The organism is Geodermatophilus sp. SYSU D00814, assembly GCF_054050055.1.
Genome location: NZ_JBJGYP010000042.1, coordinates 12,155 through 30,411, shown reverse-complemented (window position 1 = coordinate 30,411; position 18,257 = coordinate 12,155). Strand labels below are relative to the sequence as shown.

Below are 18,257 nucleotides of genomic sequence, written 5' to 3'. Positions count from 1 at the left end.
AACTGCGTGACGGCGGCTGCGTGTTCGCCGGCTGTGATGCGCCGAGTCACTGGGCCGACGTGCACCACCTGGTGCACTGGATCGACGGCGGCGAGACCAGCCTCGACAACTCGGCGCTGCTGTGCGAGCGGCACCACACCCAGGTCCACCACGGCTTCCGCGTCGAACGCCAACCGGATGGCCGATGGCGCACCTGGCGACCCGACGGGTCGCAGATCACCACCCCGACACCGCTGGTCCCCGCGGCATGACGTCGGCGGGCGGCGCTAGCGTCGGCGGGGTGGACAGGGTGCGCTGCGGGTGGGGGGACAGCTCGCCGGAGTACCAGCGCTACCACGACGAGGAGTGGGGCTTCCCGCTGCGCGGCGACGACGCGCTGTTCGAGCGGCTCACCCTCGAGGCGTTCCAGTCCGGCCTGTCCTGGATCACCATCCTGCGCAAGCGTCCCGCCTTCCGGGCGGCGTTCGCCGGCTTCTCCATCGACGCGGTCGCCGAGTTCACCACCGACGACGAGGAACGGCTGATGGCCGTCGCCGGCATCGTCCGCAACCGCGCCAAGATCACCGCCGCGGTCCGCAACGCCCGCGCCGCGCAGCGGGTGCCGGAGGGCCTGTCGGACCTGCTGTGGTCCTTCGCGCCCACCGCGCCGCGGCCCCGCCCGGCCACGCTGGCCGACGTCCCGGCCACCAGCCCGGAGTCCACGGCGATGGCGAAGGAGCTCAAGCGGCGCGGTTTCGTGTTCGTCGGCCCGACCACCGCCTACGCGCTCATGCAGGCCACCGGCATGGTCGACGACCACGTGGCGACCTGCTTCCGGGCGACCCCCTGAAGGGGCTCCTGTTGGTCCCGCGGCAGGGATACGGGATCATGTGCCGAGAGCTCAGCACCGAGGAACAGCCACACCGCAGCCGCAGAGGGCGGCGGGTGGCCGGCGAAGGAGGCACGCATGGCGGCCATGAAGCCGCGCACGGGTGAAGGTCCCCTGGAGGTCACCAAGGAGGGGCGCGGCCTGGTCATGCGGGTGCCGCTCGAGGGTGGTGGCCGCCTGGTCGTCGAGCTGTCGCCCGACGAGGCCGCAGCGCTCTCCGAGGCCCTGAAGGGCGCGACCAGCTGAACGCCTCCGCGAGCCTGCCCTCGGGCAGCCCCGCGCAGGACGACGCGGCCCCGGCCGCCGGCAGCACGCCGGCGACCGGGGCCGCACCCTTGCCGCGGGTCGACCTGCTGACCTCCCTGCCCCGGCTCGGCGAGGACGACGTCCTGGCCGTCCCAGTGGGCACCGGCGCCACGCTGCCGCCCTGGCTGGCCTCGCCGGCGTTCGGCACCCTCCCGGCGGTCCCGGTCCGGCTGCTGGCCGGTGCGCTGGCCGACACCGGCAACACCGGCCGTCCCGGCACCGTCACGAACCTGCCGGTCGCCGGCCGCCGTCCCCGCAGCGTCGTCGCCGTCGGGATCGGCGACGGCACCCTCCCGCACGTGCGCGGCTACGTCGCCACCGCCGTCCGCCGTGCGCAGACCCTCGCCGAGCACGGCGCCACCCGGCTGGTGCTGCCCCTCGACACCGCCCTCGCCCCGGCCGGTGCCGACGAGGTGCGCGCCGCCGTCGAGGCCGCGCTGCTCGGCGGCTACCGCTTCCGCGACACGTCGACGCCGCACCCGCCGCGGCTGGCCACCGTCGCCCTGGTCGCCGCCGACGCGGCCGACCCCGCCGTGGCCGCCGCCGCCCGGGCCGGCGAGGTCACCGGCTCCGCCGTCGCCTGGGCCCGCGACCTGGTCAACACGCCCAGCAACACCAAGGACCCCGCCTGGCTGGCCGATCAGGCCGTCGAGCGCCTCGCCGGCCTGCCGCACGTCACCGTCACCGTGCTCGGCCCCGAGGAACTCGCCGCCGGAGGCTTCGGCGGCGTCCTGGCCGTCGGCGGCGGCTCGGCCTCCCCGCCGCGGGTGGTCGTCGCCTCCTACGCGCCGCCCGGTGCCGGCCCGGCGCACCCCGTGCTGGTCGGCAAGGGCATCACCTTCGACACCGGCGGCATCTCGATCAAACCCAACGCGGGCATGCGCGAGATGAAGACCGACATGGCCGGGGGTGCCGCCGTCCTCGCCGCGCTCGACGCCGCCGCGCGCCTCGGGCTGCCCGTCGGGGTGACCGCCGTCGTCCCCGCCGCGGAGAACGCCGTCTCCGGGTCGTCCTACCGCCCGGCCGACGTCGTGCGGCACGTCGGTGGGCGCACCACCGAGGTGCAGAACACCGACGCCGAAGGCCGCATGGTGCTCGCCGACGGCCTCGCCCACGCGCGGCTGTCGCTGGGCGCCACCGTGCTCGTCGACGTCGCCACGCTCACCGGCGCCATGAAGGTCGCACTCGGCACCCGCACCGCCGGCCTCTACGCCACCACCGACGGGCTGGCCGGCGCGCTGGGCACCGCCGCGCTGCACGCCGGCGAGCAGGTGTGGCGGATGCCGCTGGCCGAGGAGTACGCCGAACTGCTGCACAGCGACGTCGCCGACGCGAACAACGCCCCCGGCAACCCCGGCGGCACCACGGCCGCGCTGTTCCTGCGGCCCTTCGCCGGGGACCTGCCCTGGGCGCACCTCGACGTCGCCGGTCCCGCCCGCGCCGCGTCCGACGACGCCGAGGTCGTCAAGGGCGGCACCGGGTTCGGCGCGCGCACGCTGCTGCGCTGGCTGGAGGCCGGGGCACCGCTCGACCCCGCGCCGGCCACCACCGACTGAGGGAGCCCGATGAGCACCGACGACACCGGCGTCGTCTTCCCGGCCGGCCCCGACGGGCGGCGCAGCACCGCGGCGGTCGGCCGGGCGGTGGTGGCCGACGCGCTGCGCCCGGTCGACCCGGTCGGCGCCCGCGCGGCCGAGCAGGAGACCAACTGGCGGGCCGGCTACCTCACTCACTTCCGCCGGCTGGTCGAGGCCGGGCTCGCCTCCCCGGAGGCGGCCCGCACCGTCGCCGGCGCCGGGCTCGACGCCGTCCACGGCCGGCTGCGGGTCGCGGAGGAGGGAAGCGAGCAGCCGCTGGACCGGCTGCTCACCGCACCGGCCGGCCGGGCGCTGCGCACCACCGAGGTCACCGGGCAGGGCGAGCCCGAGCGCGCGTTCACGCTGCCCTTCCACGGCCGCCGGCTCGGCGGCGACGACCTGTCCCGGCGGCTGGACACCTGGGTGGAGTGCGGCGTGCTGGAGCCCACGGCGGCCGCGGCGGTGCGCGAGGTCGCCGCGCACCCCGAGTGGCTGGCGCTGCCCGGCCGCACCGTGGCCGTGCTCGGTGCGGGCGCGGAGATGGGGCCGCTCACCGCCTTGCTGCGCTGGGGCGCCACCGTCGCCGCGGTCGACCTGCCCCGGCCCGACCTGTGGCGCCGGGTCCTCGACACCGCCCGCCGCGGCGCCGGGACGCTGCTGGTGCCCACCGCCGGTGGCGACCTGCCCGACGCCGCCGGCGCCGACCTGGTGCACGAGGTGCCGGCCGTCGCCGACTGGCTCGTGGAGCTGCCCGGCGAGCCGGTGCTGGGCAACTACGTCTACGCCGACGGCGCCGCCAACGTCCGCGTGTCGGCCGCCGTCGACGCGCTGACGCTGCGCGTGCAGGCCGCCCGGCCCGAGGCGGCGCTGGCCTTCCTCGCCACGCCCACCGACGTCTTCGCCGTCCCCGCCGACGCCGTCGCGCAGTCGGTGCGCGCCTACGAGGGGCGCTCGCGGGTCGGCAAGCTGCTGGGCCGGCCGCTGCGGACGCTGTCGGCCGGCCGATTGCTGCGGCGCGGGTACGTGCCCGGCGCCGACCCCGGGCTGCACGACGCGCTGGTGCCGCAGCAGGGCCCGAACTACGCGCTGGCGAAGCGGCTGCAGCGGTGGCGGGCCACGGTCGCCCGGGCGGCCGGCGCCACCGTGTCGCTGAACGTCGCGCCGCCCACCCGCACCCGCTCGGTGGTCAAGAACCGCGCGCTGGCGGCCGCCTACGCCGGCGCGCACCGCTTCGGCGTCGAGGTGTTCGAGCCGGCGACGTCGAACGTGCTCATGGCCGCGCTGCTGGTCCACGACCTGCACACCGGCGGCGGGCCGCGGCACGACCACCCGTGGCAGGACGAGGCGTACGCCGCCGTCCACGGCGGGCTGTGGCGGGCCGCCTACGCGCCGCGCAGCGCGCTCGGGCTGGCCGCGGTGCTCGGCGTCGGCGCCGCCCGCGGCTGATCCGGGCTCACTCGCCGACGGCGCCGTCGACCGCCTCGCGCAGCAGGTCGGCGTGCCCGTTGTGCCGGGCGGTCTCCTCCAGCAGGTGCAGCAGCATCCACCGCAGGCTGAACGCGGCACCGGTGCGCCGGGGCACCGCCGACAGCGCGCCGAGGTCCCCGGCGGCCGCGACCACCGCGTCGGTGCGTCGGCACGCCTCCCGGTAGCGCTCGCGCAGCGCCTCCGGCTCCAGGCCGAGCGCCTCGTCGAACTCCCAGTCGGGCGTGGCGTCCCAGTCGACCCCGGACCACGGCTCGGGGACCGGCTGCCCGGCGAAGCGCTCCACCGCCCAGCTCTCCTCCACCAGCGCCAGGTGGTACAGCAGCCCCGCCAGGGTGAGCGACGACGGCGGGGAGGTCCGGCCGAGCTGCTCGCGGGTCAGCCCCGCGGTCTTCTGCAGCAGCGTCTCGCGCTGGTAGGCGAGGTAGCCGGTCAGCAGGACGGCCTCGGACCCGTTCTCGGGCGGCTCGGTGCGCACCGGTCGACCCTCCCACGCGCTCAGGCGGGCCCGACCAGCCCCGCGACGATCTCGGCCGACAGGGTCACCAGCGGCAGCCCGCCGCCGGGGTGGGAGGAGCCGCCGACCAGGTAGAGGCCGCGGACCGGCGCGGCGTTGCCCGGCCGCAGGAACGCCGCGCGGGCGCCGTTGCTCGACGTGCCGTAGATCGATCCGCCGACGGCGCCGGTCTCGCGGGCGAGGTCGGCCGGGGTGCGGGCCACGCACCAGCGCACCCGGTCGCGCACGTCCAGCCCGCGGGCGGCCATGACCTCCAGCACCCGGCCGGCGTAGCGGTCGGACAGGCCGGGGGCGTCCCAGTCGACGCCGGCGTCGGGGTCGTGCCGCGGTGCGTTGACCAGCACGAACCACGACTCGCTGTCGTCGTCGGGCCGGGTGGCGGGGTCGTCGGGCGCGCTGACGTAGACCGTCGGGTCGGGCACCGGGCACGGGACGCCCCGGTGCCGGCCGGTGCCGAAGACGGCGTCGAACTCGGCGTCGTAGTCGGCGGGGAAGGCGACGGTGTGGTGCGCCAGGCCCGGCGTACGCCCGCGCAGCGCCAGCAGCAGCACGAACCCCGACAGGGAGGGCGTGGCCCGCGTCAGCCCGCGCCGCACCGCGCGGGTGCGGCGGCTCGGCGGCAGCAGCCCGGCGTAGAGCGCGGTGGCGTCGGCGCCGGAGACGACGACGTCGGCGGTGACCTCCCCGCCGTCGGCCAGCTCCACCCCGGAGACCCGGCCGCCGTCGCTGAGCACCCGCCGCACCGGGGTGCCGGTGCGCACCTGCGCCCCGCGCTCGCGGGCGCGGTCGGCCACCGCGGTGGCCAGCCGGTGCAGCCCGCCGCGGACGTACCAGGAGCCGAAGGCCTGCTCCACCCACGGCACGGTGGCCAGCACCGCCGGGGCGCGGCGGGGGTCGGAGCCGGAGTAGGTGGCGTAGCGGTCCAGCAGCACCCGCAGTCGAGGGTCGCGCAGGTGGCGGGCGCCCAGGCCGCGCAGCGTCTGCCACGGCGCCACGGTGCCGACGTCGGAGGGGTCGCGGGCCAGCCGGGCCAGCGTCGCCGCGCCGCGCAGCGGGGACCGCAGGAACGGCTGCTCGGTGATCGCCCACATCGCCTCGGCGCGGTCGAGCAGCGCCCGCCACTGCGCACCGGCGTCGTCGCCGAGCGCGTCGTCCAGCGCGCCGGGGACGTCGTCGAGGTGCCCGGGGACGGCCAGCCGGGTGCCGTCGGCGAACCGGTAGTCCACCGCGGGGTCGAGCCGGACCAGGTCGACGGCGTCCTCCAGCGGCCCGCCGGTGGCGTCGAACAGGTCGCGCAGCACCTGCGGCAGCGTGACCAGGCTCGGGCCGGTGTCGAAGGCGTGCCCGTCGCGCTCGTACCAGCCGAGCTTGCCGCCGACGTCGTCGGCCTGTTCCAGCACCGTGACCCCGTGGCCCAGCGCGGCCAGCCGGGCCGCCGCCGCCAGGCCGCCGAGCCCGGCACCGACGACCACCACCCGCGCCACGCCGTCACCGTAGTGCTCGATCCCGCGACCCGATCGGGTGATCACCAGGGGTGGCGGTACCACCGGCCGGGGAACAGGATCGGACCCGGACGCCGAGCAGACGCGGCCCCCGGGAACGGGAGGAGGCGGCGATCCGTGCGTGCGACAGCGCTGTGGCCCGCACTCGGCGTCCTGCTGCTGAGCGGGTGCTCCGACGTGCACCTGCCCGCCGTGGAACAGGTGGCCGGGGACTTCGCCGCCGGCGACTCCGTCGTCCGGTGCGAGCTGCTCACCGAGGCCGCGGTCTCCAGCCTCGAGCACGAGGAGCCCACCGGTTGCGCCACGGCGCTCGAGGACCTCGAGCTGGGCGGCGGTGGGGTCGTCTCCGCCCAGGTGTGGGGCTCGGAGGCGCAGGTCCGGCTGACCGACGACACGCTGTTCCTCACCCAGACCGCCGAGGGCTGGCGGGTCGCCGCCGCCGGGTGCGCGCCGTCGGACGAGGACCGCTACGACTGCCTGGTGGAGGGCTCGTGAACGCCGTCCGTGCCGTGTTCCTGGCCTACCTGCTGACCGTCCTCGGCGGGGTCGCGTACTGCGTCGTGCTGGCGCTGCTGGGGCGGTGAGCGGCGTGCGGCGGGTCCTGCGCGACAACGGGCTGAGCCTGGCGTTCGGTGGGCTGTTCCTGGCCACCCTCGTCGGCCAGGCGCTCGCCGGTGCGGCCGAGGAGAGCGAGCAGCGCCTCGACCAGGGGCTCGACCCCGTGTCGCTGGCCGACTACGTCACCTCCTCGTCGTTCGCCGTCGACGTCATGGAGAACTGGCAGTCGGAGTACCTGCAGTTCTTCCTCTACGTGTTCGCGACGGTGTGGCTGGTCCAGCGCGGCTCGGCGGAGTCGAAGGAGCCCGACCAGGTCGGCACCGAGAGCGACGAGGACCAGCGGACGGGCGCGCACGCGCGCCCGGACTCGCCGTCGTGGGTGCGCGCCGGCGGGTGGCGGGCCGGCCTGTTCTCGCGCTCGCTGGGCCTGCTGATGGGCGCGCTGTTCCTGCTCACCTGGGTGGCGACGTCCATCGCCGGGTGGACGGCGTACAACACCGAGCAGCTGCAGTCCCACGCCGACCCGGTCAGCTGGGTCGGCTACCTCGGCCGGGCCGACTTCTGGAGCCGCACCTTCCAGAACTGGCAGTCGGAGATGCTCGCCGTCGGGTCGATGGCGGTGTTCGCCGTGTACCTGCGCCAGCGCGGCTCCCCGGAGTCCAAACCGGTGGGCGCCGCCCACGGCGACACCGGCGAGACGGGCTGACGGACCGACCGACCGACGGGCCGGAGGACCCTGGGCGCAGCCACGTCGGGTCCCTACCGTCGTCCCCGCGGAGCCACCGGGGGGACCGGAGGTGGGGCCCGTGGTGACGACGACGATGCCGCGGCTCGTCCCGCTGGACGCCGTCGGTCGACCCGCGGGCGCGCGGGCGGTCGAGTCCGACCGGTTGTCGGTCGGCCGTGACCCGGACTGCGACCTGGTCCTTCACGACCCCGACGTGAGCCGCCGCCACGCCGAGGTCCGCAGGTCCGCGAGCGGCTGGACGCTGCACGACCTGGGCTCCACGAACGGGACCGTCCTGGGAGGTATCCGGCTGTCCGCGCCGGCCCTCCTCCACGACGGGGACGTCATGACCCTCGGGTCCACCCAGGTCCGCTGGGAGGAGCCGGGACGTGCCCGGCCGGCGGAGGGGACCGGCCCATCGGCAGGAGGAGGATCCGTGGCAGCGACCTACCTGGCCCCACCGGAGATGGTCATCGGACAGATCGACGGCCACCAGGTGAACGTCGTCGAGGGGGTCCAGTACATCAACGACGTCCAGCAGGTCATCGAGCAGCGACGGAGCTTCATGCACGACGTCGCGGCCACGCGGACGTGGGCCCGCTGGCTCGCGTGGCCAGGACTGCTCCTCTTCGTGTCCGGCTTCACGGCGGTGTTCGCCAGCGTCCTGCGGTTCCTCAGGGCCCTGTTCGGCGCCGTGTCGTCGGGTGGCGAGCCGGACCCGGCCGCCGTCGACGTCTTCAGCCGCGAGGTGGCCGGCGTGCCCGTCCTCGTCCTCGGGTTCGCCGCTGTCTTCGTCGGGGCCCTGCTCCTCCTGCTCGGACTCGTCCTGCACGTGGTGGCGGCCGCTCGGCTGTCCCGCATCGACCAACGACTGCCCGTGCCGCGCATCGGCACGGGGCCCTACCGCCACTAGGGGGGAACGTGTCCGACGTCTTCCAGAACGTCTCCGGCAACCAGGTCAACATCGTCAGAGGTACGCAGAACATCGGGTCGCAGACCGTCCGCACAGATCTGGCGGCCCTACGCCGGGCGACCGAGGACCTCCAGGCGGCGCTGGGTTCCGCGGGCCTGTCGAGTGCCGAGGCAACGCAGGCCGACCGTGACCTGCAGGAGGTCAACGCCGAGGTCCAGAACCCGCAGCCCGACCCGAGGAGGGTGGTCGGCACGGTGCAGCGGCTCACCCAGCTCCTGAACTCGGCCGGCGCGCTGGCGGGGGCAGCGAACAGCCTGCGAGAGCCACTGCGGGTCCTGGCGGCCTGGGTCGGGCTGCCGCTCTGACCGCCCTCAGAACGCGTACCGGACGCGCAGCCAGGGCGCGTGGTGGGCGATGAGCTCCTGCAGCCGCTCGACGCCGGCCCGCTTGACGCCGTTGCGGTAGCGCACGTTCCACTGGCCGTTCTGGCTGCGCTTGGGCTGCTGCAGGTCCGGCCGCCACAGCAGGTCCTCGGCCCTGGGGTGCCAGCCGAGGTTGACCTCGTGCAGGTCCCGGTTGTGGGTCAGCATGATCACCTCGGCCGCGGCCTGGGCCTTGGCGGCGGGGGACAGGGTGTCGTCGAGGCGGCGCAGCAGGTCGGCCCAGTCGGCCTCCCAGCCGTCCCGCAGGACGACCGGCGAGAGGTTGAGGTGCACCTCGTAGCCGGCCTCGACGAAGTCGTCGACGGCGGCGACGCGGTCGGGCACGCGGCTGGTCCGGACGTCGATCACCTTCGAGTCGGCGTCGGGCATCAGCGAGAACCGGATGCGGGTGCGGCCCTGCGGGTCGAGGTCGAGCAGCTGCCGGTTGACGTACTTGGTGGCGAAGGACGCCTTGGCGGTCGGGAGCCCGCGGAACGTGGCGACCAGGTCGGCCACGTTGTCGCTGACCAGCGCGTCCACCGAGCAGTCGCTGTTCTCACCGATGTCGTACACCCAGCTCACCGGGTCGCACTGGTCGGGCTCGGCCTTGACGCCCTGCCGGGCCACGTGCCGGCGCAGGTAGCCGGTGATCTGCTCGATGTTGGTGAACACGGTGATCGGGTTGGCGTAGCCCTTGCGCCGGGGGACGTAGCAGTAGGCGCAGGCCATGGCGCAGCCGTTCGCCGTCGACGGGGCGATCCAGTTCGACGAGCGGCTGTTCGGCCGGGCCGACAGCGACTTCTTCACCCCGAGCACCAGCGTCTCGGTCTTGACCCGCACCCAGCGCTCGACGTTGCCCGCGTTGCCGTTGAGCTCGGGGATCTGCCAGTGCGAGGGCACCTCGACCACCTCGGCGCCCGGGAACCGGGCGAGCACCTCGCGGCCGCGCGCGGACTCCAGGGCGGCGGGCTCGGCGTAGACGGTGCGCACGTCGAGCAGGCGGGTGGGGGAGGGGACGGGTGCGGGAGCCGGGACGGCGGACGGCGGCAACGCGTCGGTCACGGGAGGTGCAGCACCCCCCGCAGGGCACCGATTCCCGCGCTGACCTGCGGGAACGGTCACACGGGACGGGTCAGGCGGCGGGCCCGGGGACGACGTCCTCCACCCGCAGCCGGCCGCTCTCGAGGTCCTCGGCGAGGTCCTCGACGGTCCGCCCGCCGGCGTAGGCGGCGCCGCGCAGCAGCGCCAGCGCGGTCACCGGGTCCGACTGCAGCACCATCGCCGCGCGGCCGGCGGCCCGCAGCACCGCGGACCGCCGGCGTGCCTCCGGGCCGTGCAGCCACGCAGGCCCGCTCTCCGCCGGCCAGTCCGACCACACGGCGGCCTCGGTCAGCGCCGCGGTCACCAGCTCACCCACCGCCACCGCCGAGAACACGTCGAGCGCCGGGACCGCCGCCTCGTCGGTGAAGTAGAGGTCCAGCGCGCCGGCGCCGGCCAGGTCCTCCCGCAGCGGGAAGGCCACCACCGCCCGGAACGGGGTCTGGTCGGTGAGCATCTCGGCGAAGGCCGGCCAGCGGCGGTGCAGGTCGGCGGAGACGGCGAACACCGGCAGGCGGGCCCGCTGGGCCTCCCAGCACGGCCCGGAGCCGGCGGTGAACTGCAGCCGCTCGGCGCACGCGGACTCCGCGTTGCTGGCCCCGAGCGGGATCCGCTCGCCGGTGGGGTCGACGATCGACAGGCCCGCCCCGTCCACGCTGAGCGTGACCGCGGCGGCCCGCGACAGCCGCACCGGCAGGAGCTCGGCGTCCCCGGACCCGCCGGCGCTCTCGCGGTCGAGCGCCGCGGCGAACCGCGTGGCGATGGTCACGGTTCATCCTCCCCCCGCTCGGGTGGGCGGGACCAGCGGGTCACCCGCCGGCACCTGGCCGGTGGGTGTAGGCGGCCTCGCGGACGGCCTCGTCCTCCTCCAGCCCGGCGCCCAGCGCGCCGCCGACGGTGGCCAGCGAGCTGGTCAACCAGGCCAGCTCCAGGTAGTCGCCGAGGCCGGCGCGGTGCCCGAGCCCCTCGGCGAACAACCCGGAGGGCACCAGCAGCAGCGCACCGGTCAGCGCGAGTGTGAACAGAACGGCGTAGAGGGTGAGCACGCCGAGCACCACGGTGGCGACCGTGGCCAGGTTGAACAGCGCCACCTGCTTGCGCACCCGCGGCGAGCCGGCCCGCTCCCAGAGCCGGGCGCCGACGACCAGCGTCGCGCAGATGGCCACCACCGAGCCCAGCCCGACCGCCGCGAGCCGCACGGGACCGAACCGGTCGGCCAGCCGCCAGATGTCGGAGGTGACCAGGGCGAACACGCCGGCGGCCACCGCGGCGGCCAGGGCCCGCGACAACGACGCGGTCAGCCGCCACGGCCGGTTGGCCCGCACCATGCCGACCAGCAGGCGCAGGTTGCCGGTGAGCACGCGCGCGGTGAACCCGACCCCGGCGTCGCCCTGGTCGGCGGCCAGCTCGCGCAGCCGCCGGCGCAGCGCCCCGGGGTCCCCTCCGTCGTCGCCGAGCAGCGCGCGGACCAGTCCGAGCGACGTCTGCAGGGCCCGTCGTCGGCGGCCGACGGCGCCCAGCGCCGGCAGCGACAGCAGCGCGACGCCGTGGACGGGGCTGGCGTGCGCCACCACGGTGCGACGGGCGACGGTCAGCGGCAGGTCGGTCACGCAGACGGCGAGGTCCCACTCCTCGGCCAGCAGCCGCTCGCGCGCCGCGGCCACGATCTCGGCGTCGTCGGCCGGCGGGGTGACGAGGCCGTCCTCGACGACGCGCACGTCCCAGGCGACCTCCGGGTGGTCCCCGCGCAGGGCACCGGCGAGGTCGGCGGCCAGCTCGTCGGCCACCTCGGCCGGCGCCCCGGGCGCGGCGACCAGGCCGACGACGACGTCCGGGCGGGCGACGGCGCCGCGACCCGGCCCGTCGCCGACTGCTGCAGTGCTCACGGCAGCAGCCGGCTCTCCCGGCCGGTGCGCCACTCGACCATGACGATGCTGGCGTCGTCCTGCAGCTGCCCGTCCTGGTGGTCCATGACGCTGCCCATCAGCCGGCGCATCGTCTCCGGCGGCGGGTCACCGGCGAGCTCGGCGCGGACGACGAGGTCGGCCAGCCGCTCCTCGCCGAAGAACTCCCCGTCCGGGGAGCGCGCCTCGACGACGCCGTCGGTGTAGAGCAGCACCCGGTCGCCAGGGCGCAACTGCACCGCGCAGACCTCCGGCTCGGCGGCGAGCAGCCCGAGCGGCCGCGACACCCGGCACGGCGGCGGGTGCAGCGGCACGCCGTCGCGCACCAGCAGCGGTTCGGGGTGCCCGCAGTTGACCCAGCGCAGCAGCCCGGTGCCCAGGTCGAGCCGGGCCACGGCGGCGGTGGCGAACCGGCTGTCGGGGAACTGCCCGGCGACGACGGCGTCCATGGCCGCGGCGACCGCGGGCAGGTCCAGCCCCTCGCGCCGGGCGTGCCGGTAGGCGCCGACGGCCGCGGTGGCCAGCAGCGCCGCCGGCAGCCCGTGGCCGACGGCGTCGAGCACCGCGAGGTCGACCAGCGGGCCGTTGACGGCGTAGTCGAAGGTGTCCCCGCCGATCTCGTACGACGGCTCCAGCGCACCGGTGACCACCACCCGCTCGCTGGCGTAGGTCAGCGGGGGCAGCAGCTCCCACTGCATCTCCGCGGCCAGCGTCAGCGGCCGGCGCCGGCGCAGCCGGGAGAAGACGTCGCTGTAGGAGTCGCGGGTGACCACCAGCTCGGCGACCAGCGAGGCGAACGACCGCGTGTCGTCCTCGAGGGCCGGTGAGACCTCATCCGGCAGCACGAGCTCCAGGACGCCGATCCGCTCGGCGCCGTCGAGCAGCGGCAACCACAGGCTCCCCGGCCCGTCGTGCGGGGCCGGCCGCACCGGCTCCACCCGGCGGAAGGCGCGGCCGGCGACCGAGCCGTCGATGGTCAGCAGCGGCCGGTCGGGCACGCCCGCGCCGGCGAGCGGGACGAGCTGGTGCTGGGCGTAGTCGGCGAGGTAGACGACCGCGTCGTGGGCGCCCAGCCGACGCGCGTGCGCGGCGACGACGGCGCCCAGGTCGTCGGCGGGCAGCCGGTGCGACGCGCGCACCAGTGCGCGGATCGGGTCCTCGGCGGAGGGCTGGGACGTCACGGGGGGACAGCTTCCCACCCGGCGCCCGCGCACACCGACGGACTCAGCCGCGCGCCTCCAGCACCGACGCGTAGACCTGCACCGTCTGCTGCGCGATCGCCGCCCAGCCGAACTCCGACAGCACCCGCTCCCGGCCGGCCGCGCCCATCGCCGCCGCGCGCGCCGGGTCGGCGAGCAGCTCGGCGACCCGCTCGGCCAGGCCGGCCTCGAAGGCGGCGACGTCGTCCGGGTCGTAGGGGACCAGCAGGCCGGTGACGCCGTCGGCGACGACCTCGGGGATGCCGCCGACGGCGCTGGCGACCACGGCCGTGCCGCAGGCCGCGGCCTCGAGGTTGACGATGCCCAGCGGCTCGTACACCGAGGGGACCACGAACACGGTGGCCCCGGTGATCAGCGGCACGAGCTGCTCGCGCGGCAGCATCGCCTCGATCCACACCACCCCCGGGCGGCGGGCCTGCAGCTCGGCGACGGCGTCGGCGACCTGCTGCCGCTCCGCCGGGGTGTCGGCGGCCCCGGCGCACAGCACCAGGCCCGCGTCGGCCGGCAGCCGCTCGGCGGCCCGCAGCAGGTGGACCACGCCCTTCTGCCGGGTGATCCGCCCGACGAACAGCGCGTAGGGCCGGTCGGGGTCCACGCCCAGCGAGCGGACGACGTCGGGGTCGTGCACCGGGCGGTAGGCCTCGGCGTCGACGCCGTTGCCGACGACGTGCACCCGGGCCGGGTCGAGGTCGGGGTAGGCGTCGAGGACGTCGGCGCGCATCCCGCGGCTGACCGCGATCACGCCGTCGGCGGCGAGGTAGGCGGTGCGCTCCACCCACGACGACAGCCGGTAGCCGCCGCCGAGCTGGTCGGCCTTCCACGGCCGGCGCGGCTCGAGGGAGTGGGCGGTGACCAGGTGGGGGAGGCCGTGTACGAGCCCGGCCAGCAGGCCCGCGCCGTTGGCGTACCAGGTGTGGCTGTGCACCAGGTCCACGCCGCCGAGCGCGGCGGCGATCTCGACGTCGGTGCCCAGCGCCTGCAGCGCGCCGTTGGCGCCGGCCAGCCCCGGCGGCACCGGCCACCCGACGGCGTCGGGCCGCGGGGAGCCGAAGGCGTGGACGTCGACGTCGGGCCCTGCGGGCAGCGAGCGCAGCGCCGCGACCAGGTGCTCGACGTGCACCCCCGCGCCGCCGTAGACGTCGGGGGGCCACTCGCGCGTGACGATGCCGATCCGCACGTCGGTCACCCTAGGGGGGACGGCGAGGGGCCGCCGGACGCCGGAGCAGCTAGGTTCGCCCCATGCGTGGGGGTCCCCGGGTGCTCGGCATCGTCCTGGCCGGTGGTGAGGGCAAGCGGCTGGCGCCGCTGACCGCTGACCGTGCCAAGCCGGCGGTCCCCTTCGGGGGCAACTACCGGCTCATCGACTTCGTGCTGTCGAACCTGGTGAACGCCGAGATCCGGCAGATCGCGGTGCTCACCCAGTACAAGAGCCACAGCCTCGACCGGCACATCACCACCACGTGGCGGATGTCGCAGCTGCTCGGCAACTACATCACCCCGGTGCCGGCCCAGCAGCGGCTCGGCCCGCGCTGGTACACCGGCAGCGCCGACGCGATCTTCCAGAGCCTCAACCTGATCTACGACGAGCGGCCCGACATCGTCGTCGTCTTCGGTGCCGACCACGTCTACCGGATGGACCCGGGACAGATGGTCGACCAGCACGTGCAGACCGGGGCGGGGGTCACCATCGCCGGGCTGCGGGTGCCGCGGCAGGAGGCAACCGGCTTCGGGGTCATCGACGCCGGCGCCGACGGCAAGGTGCGCGGCTTCCTGGAGAAGCCGGCCGACCCGCCGGGGCTGCCGGACTCCCCGGAGGAGTCCTTCGCCTCGATGGGCAACTACGTCTTCACCACCGACGCGCTGCTCGAGGCGCTGCGGGCCGACGCCGAGGACCCCGACTCCGTGCACGACATGGGCGGGTCGATCATGCCGATGCTCGCCGACCAGGGCCGGGCCCACGTCTACGACTTCTCCACCAACGTCGTCCCGGGGACCACCGAGCGCGACCACGGCTACTGGCGCGACGTCGGGACGATCGACTCCTACTACGACGCGCACCTGGACCTGGTGTCGGTGACGCCGGTGTTCAACCTCTACAACGACCGCTGGCCCATCTACACGCTGCCGCCGCAGCTGCCGCCCGCGAAGTTCGTGCTCGGTGGCCGGGCCGAGGAGTCGATGGTCAGCGCCGGGGCGATCATCGGCGGCGGGTCGGTGCACAACAGCGTCGTCTCACCGGGGGTGCACGTCGACCGCGGCGCCCGGGTCGAGGACAGCGTGCTGATGAACGGCGTGCACGTCGGCGAGGGCGCCTACGTCCGCCGGGCGATCCTCGACAAGAACGTCGTCGTGCCGCCGTGGGCCCGCATCGGCGTCGACACCGACGCCGACCGGGAGCACTACCACGTCAGCGCCGGGGGCGTGGCGGTCCTGGGCAAGGGCGCCCGCGCGATCGTCTAGCGGATGACGAAGGACCCCCGTGCCCCCCGAGAAGGACCCCGTCCCCCTCACCCCTCGCACGCTCGGGGCGAGCCTCCGGACGGGGCCATCCGCCGCTCGGGCCGGGCCCCTGCACGAGGGCCGTTCCAGCACGTCACCTCTGGTCGTCACGCTGCTGCTCGGCGCGCAGGCGCAGGCCCGCTTCGACCGGCTGCGCGCCGAGCACTTCCCGGCCGGTCGCAACCACGTGGCCGCGCACGTGACGCTGTTCCACGCGCTGCCCGGGGAGCAGCGGCCCGCCGTCGACGCGGCCCTGGCCCGGGCCGCGGACCGGCCGCCCTTCGACGTCGCGGTGACCGGCCTGCGGCTGCTCGGCCGCGGCGTCGCCTACCGGCTGCACGCCGGCGAGCTCTCGGCCCTGCACGCCGCCCTGGCCGCGGAGTTCGACCCGTGGCTGACCCGGCAGGACCGGCGGCGGCTGTCGGCGCACGTGACCGTGCAGAACAAGGTCGAGCCGCAGGTGGCCCGGCAGCTGCGCGACCGGCTCGCGGCCGGGTTAACCCCGCACGCGGTGCCCGCCCGCGGGCTGGGGCTGTGGCGCTACCTCGGCGGCCCCTGGGAGCCGCTGGCCGAGCACGCGTTCGCGGCCTGACCCGTCACGGCCGGCGGGTGGCCAGCAGCAGGCCCGCGCCGACCGGCAGGACGGCGGAGGTGAGCTGCTCGTCCTCGCGGACCGTGCGGGCCAGGTCGCGCCAGGCCACCGTCTGGGGGTCGCGGGCCGCGCGGTCGCCGATGCGGCCGCCGGCGAGCAGGCCGTGGCAGACCAGCGTGCCGCCGGTGCGCACCAGCCCAGCGACGGCGCCGAGGTGGCCGGACCACTCCGTGGGCGGGGCGGTGCACACCACCAGGTCGTAGGCGCCCGGCGACAGCCGCGGCAGCACCTCGGCCGGCGTGCCGAAGATCAGCCGGGTCCGGCCGGGCGGGACGCCGGCCTCGGCGAGGGCGCGCCGGGCCGCCCGCAGCTGCTCGGGGTCGGTGTCCAGCACGGTGAGGACCCCGTCGGGGCGCATGCCGCGCAGCAGCCAGAGGCCGGCGACCCCGCCGCCGCTGCCGATCGAGACGACCGCGCGGGCGCTGCTGCCCGCGGCCAGGACGGCGAGGGCGGCGCCGACGGCCGGTTCCACCGGCGGCTGCCCGCCCAGCGCGCCCGCCCGGGTCCGGGCGGCGGCGAGGACGGGGTCCTCGGCGGCGTAGCGGTCGGCCCACGCGGCGCCGCCGGTGCCGCCCGCGTGCGGCGGGGGTCCCTCGGCGCTCATCACCGGCCGAGGGTAGAGGCCGCCGGCGCCGCGACCCGGGACGCGCAGGTGTGACCCGGACCTGTGAGGTCCCTGTGAACGGGAACACCGCGGGAACGACCGCCCGTTGGGCCGGGTGTGACACCCGAGCGTGCCGCCGTCCCCGCCCACCCCGCGGGGGAGGTCGGCAGCGTGCGCGTCCGCGATACTGGGGACGTGTCCGAGGCCGCCGTCCCCCCTGCCACCGACCAGCCGGGCGTGTCCGGCGCCGGTGAGGTGTGGGTCGCGCCCACCTGGGAGCAGGTCGTGCGGGACCACTCCGCCCGCGTCTACCGGCTCGCCTACCGCCTCTCGGGCAACGCGCAGGACGCCGAGGACCTGACCCAGGAGACCTTCGTGCGGGTGTTCCGCTCGCTCGCGGACTTCTCACCGGGCACCTTCGAGGGCTGGCTGCACCGGATCACCACGAACCTCTTCCTCGACATGGTCCGCCGCCGCCAGCGGATCCGCTTCGACGCGCTGCCCGAGGACACCGAGCGGCTGCCCGGCACCGCGCCCAGCCCCGAGCAGGTCTACGCCGACACCCACCTCGACCCGCAGGTGCAGGCGGCGCTCGACGCGCTGCCGCCGGAGTTCCGCGTCGCCGTCGTGCTCTGCGACATCGAGGGTCTGACCTACGAGGAGATCGCCACCACCCTCGGCATCAAGCTCGGCACCGTGCGCAGCCGCATCCACCGCGGCCGCGTGCAGCTGCGCCAAGCGCTGGCGCACCTCGCTCCCCGGGGGGTCGCCGCACCGGGGGCGACGGCATGAGCCTGCCGGAGAGCCACCTGGCGCAGGAGGCCATCGCAGCGCTGGTCGACGGCGAGCTGGCCAGCGGCCCCGCCGCCCGCGCCGCCCGTCACCTGGCCGGTTGCGCCGAGTGCCGGATGCTCGTGCAGGCCCAGCGGGAGGCCAAGGAGGCGCTGCACACCGCCGCCGACGTCGCCGTCCCCGGCGACCTGCTGTCCCGGCTGTGCGCCATCCCGTTCACCGCCGACGTCCCCGGCTCCGGCGGCCTCGGCGCGGTCGCCGCCGGGCCCGGGCAGCTGACCGTCACCGACTCCTCGGGCTGCTGGACCATCGCGCTCGACGACCCGCCCGCGCGCAGCGCACCCCTGCACCAGGCGCGCTGGCTGCGCCGCGGGGTGGCCGGGACCTTCATCGGGCTGAGCCTCGGGGTCGCCGCGCTCGCCCTCCAGCTGCCCGACGTCGGCACCGCCTCGCCCGCCTCGCCGCCGTCGTCGGTGGCCGGCGGGTCCGGGCCCGACGAGCGCACCGAGGTGCGGCCCCCGGTGGTGCGGACGCTGACGCAGTCGCAGGACGCCGCCGGCACCACCCCCTGACCTGCGACACTCGGGGTCCCCCGGCGGCGGGGCCGACCCGC

Annotated in this window: 21 protein-coding genes and 1 pseudogene; 14 read left to right on the top strand and 8 right to left on the bottom strand. The window is 76.2% G+C overall.

Going from position 1 to position 18,257, the window contains the following annotated elements:
* The 5 genes from ACI780_RS22425 to ACI780_RS22405 all read left to right on the top strand — a co-directional run.
* A partial coding sequence (locus ACI780_RS22425) for an HNH endonuclease signature motif containing protein (protein ID WP_457005838.1) occupies positions 1 to 251 on the top strand: 251 nt, incomplete at its 5' end.
* 29 nt (positions 252 to 280) lie between these two features.
* Positions 281 to 829, top strand: a complete 549-nt coding sequence (locus tag ACI780_RS22420; RefSeq protein ID WP_457005837.1) for a DNA-3-methyladenine glycosylase I — start codon at positions 281 to 283, stop codon at positions 827 to 829.
* A 117-nt stretch (positions 830 to 946) separates the two neighbouring features.
* Positions 947 to 1,114, top strand: a complete 168-nt coding sequence (locus ACI780_RS22415; protein ID WP_012947303.1) for a DUF3117 domain-containing protein — start codon at positions 947 to 949, stop codon at positions 1,112 to 1,114.
* 89 nt (positions 1,115 to 1,203) lie between these two features.
* Positions 1,204 to 2,730 (top strand): leucyl aminopeptidase family protein, encoded by a 1,527-nt coding sequence (locus ACI780_RS22410; protein ID WP_457005836.1) that lies wholly within the window; start codon positions 1,204 to 1,206, stop codon positions 2,728 to 2,730.
* A gap of 9 nt (positions 2,731 to 2,739) precedes the next feature.
* Positions 2,740 to 4,197, top strand: a complete 1,458-nt coding sequence (locus ACI780_RS22405) for a hypothetical protein (RefSeq protein WP_457005835.1) — start codon at positions 2,740 to 2,742, stop codon at positions 4,195 to 4,197.
* Positions 4,198 to 4,204: 7 nt separating this feature from the next.
* Here ACI780_RS22405 and ACI780_RS22400 read toward each other — a convergent pair whose 3' ends face one another.
* Positions 4,205 to 4,714, bottom strand: a complete 510-nt coding sequence (locus ACI780_RS22400) for a DinB family protein (protein ID WP_456869658.1) — start codon at positions 4,712 to 4,714, stop codon at positions 4,205 to 4,207.
* 20 nt (positions 4,715 to 4,734) lie between these two features.
* Positions 4,735 to 6,237, bottom strand: a complete 1,503-nt coding sequence (locus ACI780_RS22395) for a phytoene desaturase family protein (RefSeq protein ID WP_457005834.1) — start codon at positions 6,235 to 6,237, stop codon at positions 4,735 to 4,737.
* Positions 6,238 to 6,372: 135 nt separating this feature from the next.
* Between ACI780_RS22395 and ACI780_RS22390 the strand changes: the two genes are divergently transcribed.
* The 5 genes and pseudogenes from ACI780_RS22390 to ACI780_RS22370 all read left to right on the top strand — a co-directional run bounded on the left by ACI780_RS22390 (position 6,373) and on the right by ACI780_RS22370 (position 8,818).
* Positions 6,373 to 6,750, top strand: a complete 378-nt coding sequence (locus ACI780_RS22390; RefSeq protein WP_457005833.1) for a hypothetical protein — start codon at positions 6,373 to 6,375, stop codon at positions 6,748 to 6,750.
* A gap of 85 nt (positions 6,751 to 6,835) precedes the next feature.
* On the top strand, positions 6,836 to 7,519 hold the full coding sequence (locus tag ACI780_RS22385; RefSeq protein WP_457005832.1) for a DUF6766 family protein: 684 nt from the start codon (positions 6,836 to 6,838) through the stop codon (positions 7,517 to 7,519).
* Positions 7,520 to 7,634: 115 nt separating this feature from the next.
* A pseudogene (locus ACI780_RS22380) lies at positions 7,635 to 7,901 on the top strand (FHA domain-containing protein); the annotation flags it as partial.
* 75 nt (positions 7,902 to 7,976) lie between these two features.
* The gene (locus ACI780_RS22375) at positions 7,977 to 8,453 is read left to right on the top strand and encodes a hypothetical protein (RefSeq protein WP_457005839.1); all 477 of its coding nucleotides are present in this window, start codon (positions 7,977 to 7,979) and stop codon (positions 8,451 to 8,453) included.
* 8 nt (positions 8,454 to 8,461) lie between these two features.
* A complete protein-coding gene (locus tag ACI780_RS22370; protein ID WP_457005831.1) occupies positions 8,462 to 8,818 on the top strand; it encodes a hypothetical protein in 357 nt (118 codons plus the stop codon).
* Between the two features lie 6 nt (positions 8,819 to 8,824).
* Here the strand turns inward: ACI780_RS22370 and ACI780_RS22365 are convergent, their stop codons facing one another.
* From ACI780_RS22365 to glgA, 5 genes are all read right to left on the bottom strand, one after another.
* Positions 8,825 to 9,937 carry a spore photoproduct lyase family protein gene (locus tag ACI780_RS22365; RefSeq protein ID WP_457005830.1) on the bottom strand — a complete coding sequence of 371 codons (1,113 nt, stop codon included), beginning with the start codon at positions 9,935 to 9,937 and terminating at the stop codon, positions 8,825 to 8,827.
* Between the two features lie 70 nt (positions 9,938 to 10,007).
* Positions 10,008 to 10,742 (bottom strand): GAF domain-containing protein, encoded by a 735-nt coding sequence (locus tag ACI780_RS22360; RefSeq protein ID WP_457005829.1) that lies wholly within the window; start codon positions 10,740 to 10,742, stop codon positions 10,008 to 10,010.
* Positions 10,743 to 10,782: 40 nt separating this feature from the next.
* Positions 10,783 to 11,859 carry a hypothetical protein gene (locus tag ACI780_RS22355; protein WP_457005828.1) on the bottom strand — a complete coding sequence of 359 codons (1,077 nt, stop codon included), beginning with the start codon at positions 11,857 to 11,859 and terminating at the stop codon, positions 10,783 to 10,785.
* The gene (locus ACI780_RS22350; RefSeq protein ID WP_456869665.1) at positions 11,856 to 13,058 is read right to left on the bottom strand and encodes a PP2C family protein-serine/threonine phosphatase; all 1,203 of its coding nucleotides are present in this window, start codon (positions 13,056 to 13,058) and stop codon (positions 11,856 to 11,858) included. The genes ACI780_RS22355 and ACI780_RS22350 overlap by 4 nt, the downstream gene beginning before the upstream one ends.
* A 43-nt stretch (positions 13,059 to 13,101) precedes the next feature.
* Positions 13,102 to 14,274: a glycogen synthase gene (glgA, locus tag ACI780_RS22345; RefSeq protein WP_457005827.1), complete on the bottom strand. Its 1,173-nt coding sequence runs from the start codon at positions 14,272 to 14,274 to the stop codon at positions 13,102 to 13,104.
* 62 nt (positions 14,275 to 14,336) lie between these two features.
* Here glgA and glgC point away from each other — a divergent pair, with 62 nt between their 5' ends.
* On the top strand, positions 14,337 to 15,557 hold the full coding sequence (gene glgC / locus ACI780_RS22340; RefSeq protein ID WP_456869667.1) for a glucose-1-phosphate adenylyltransferase: 1,221 nt from the start codon (positions 14,337 to 14,339) through the stop codon (positions 15,555 to 15,557).
* 19 nt (positions 15,558 to 15,576) lie between these two features.
* Positions 15,577 to 16,188: a 2'-5' RNA ligase family protein gene (locus tag ACI780_RS22335; protein ID WP_457005826.1), complete on the top strand. Its 612-nt coding sequence runs from the start codon at positions 15,577 to 15,579 to the stop codon at positions 16,186 to 16,188.
* 4 nt (positions 16,189 to 16,192) lie between these two features.
* Here ACI780_RS22335 and ACI780_RS22330 read toward each other — a convergent pair whose 3' ends face one another.
* Positions 16,193 to 16,852, bottom strand: coding sequence for an O-methyltransferase (locus ACI780_RS22330; protein WP_457005825.1), 660 nt, complete (start codon positions 16,850 to 16,852; stop codon positions 16,193 to 16,195).
* A 195-nt stretch (positions 16,853 to 17,047) separates the two neighbouring features.
* Between ACI780_RS22330 and sigE the strand changes: the two genes are divergently transcribed.
* Both sigE and ACI780_RS22320 read left to right on the top strand, forming a co-directional pair.
* Positions 17,048 to 17,644, top strand: coding sequence for an RNA polymerase sigma factor SigE (gene sigE / locus ACI780_RS22325; RefSeq protein ID WP_456869670.1), 597 nt, complete (start codon positions 17,048 to 17,050; stop codon positions 17,642 to 17,644).
* Positions 17,641 to 18,216, top strand: a complete 576-nt coding sequence (locus ACI780_RS22320) for an anti-sigma factor family protein (protein WP_456869671.1) — start codon at positions 17,641 to 17,643, stop codon at positions 18,214 to 18,216. The genes sigE and ACI780_RS22320 overlap by 4 nt, the downstream gene beginning before the upstream one ends.
* Positions 18,217 to 18,257 lie beyond the last annotated feature (41 nt).

Excerpts from the sequence above, each read along its gene's own strand:
- ACI780_RS22320 (WP_456869671.1), top strand. The coding sequence starts at position 17,641 with ATGAGCCTGCCGGAGAGCCACCTGGCGCAGGAGGCCATCGCAGCGCTG.
- ACI780_RS22405 (WP_457005835.1), top strand. The coding sequence starts at position 2,740 with ATGAGCACCGACGACACCGGCGTCGTCTTCCCGGCCGGCCCCGACGGG.
- glgC (WP_456869667.1), top strand. The coding sequence starts at position 14,337 with ATGCGTGGGGGTCCCCGGGTGCTCGGCATCGTCCTGGCCGGTGGTGAG.
- ACI780_RS22415 (WP_012947303.1), top strand. The coding sequence starts at position 947 with ATGGCGGCCATGAAGCCGCGCACGGGTGAAGGTCCCCTGGAGGTCACC.
- ACI780_RS22330 (WP_457005825.1), bottom strand. The coding sequence starts at position 16,852 with ATGAGCGCCGAGGGACCCCCGCCGCACGCGGGCGGCACCGGCGGCGCC.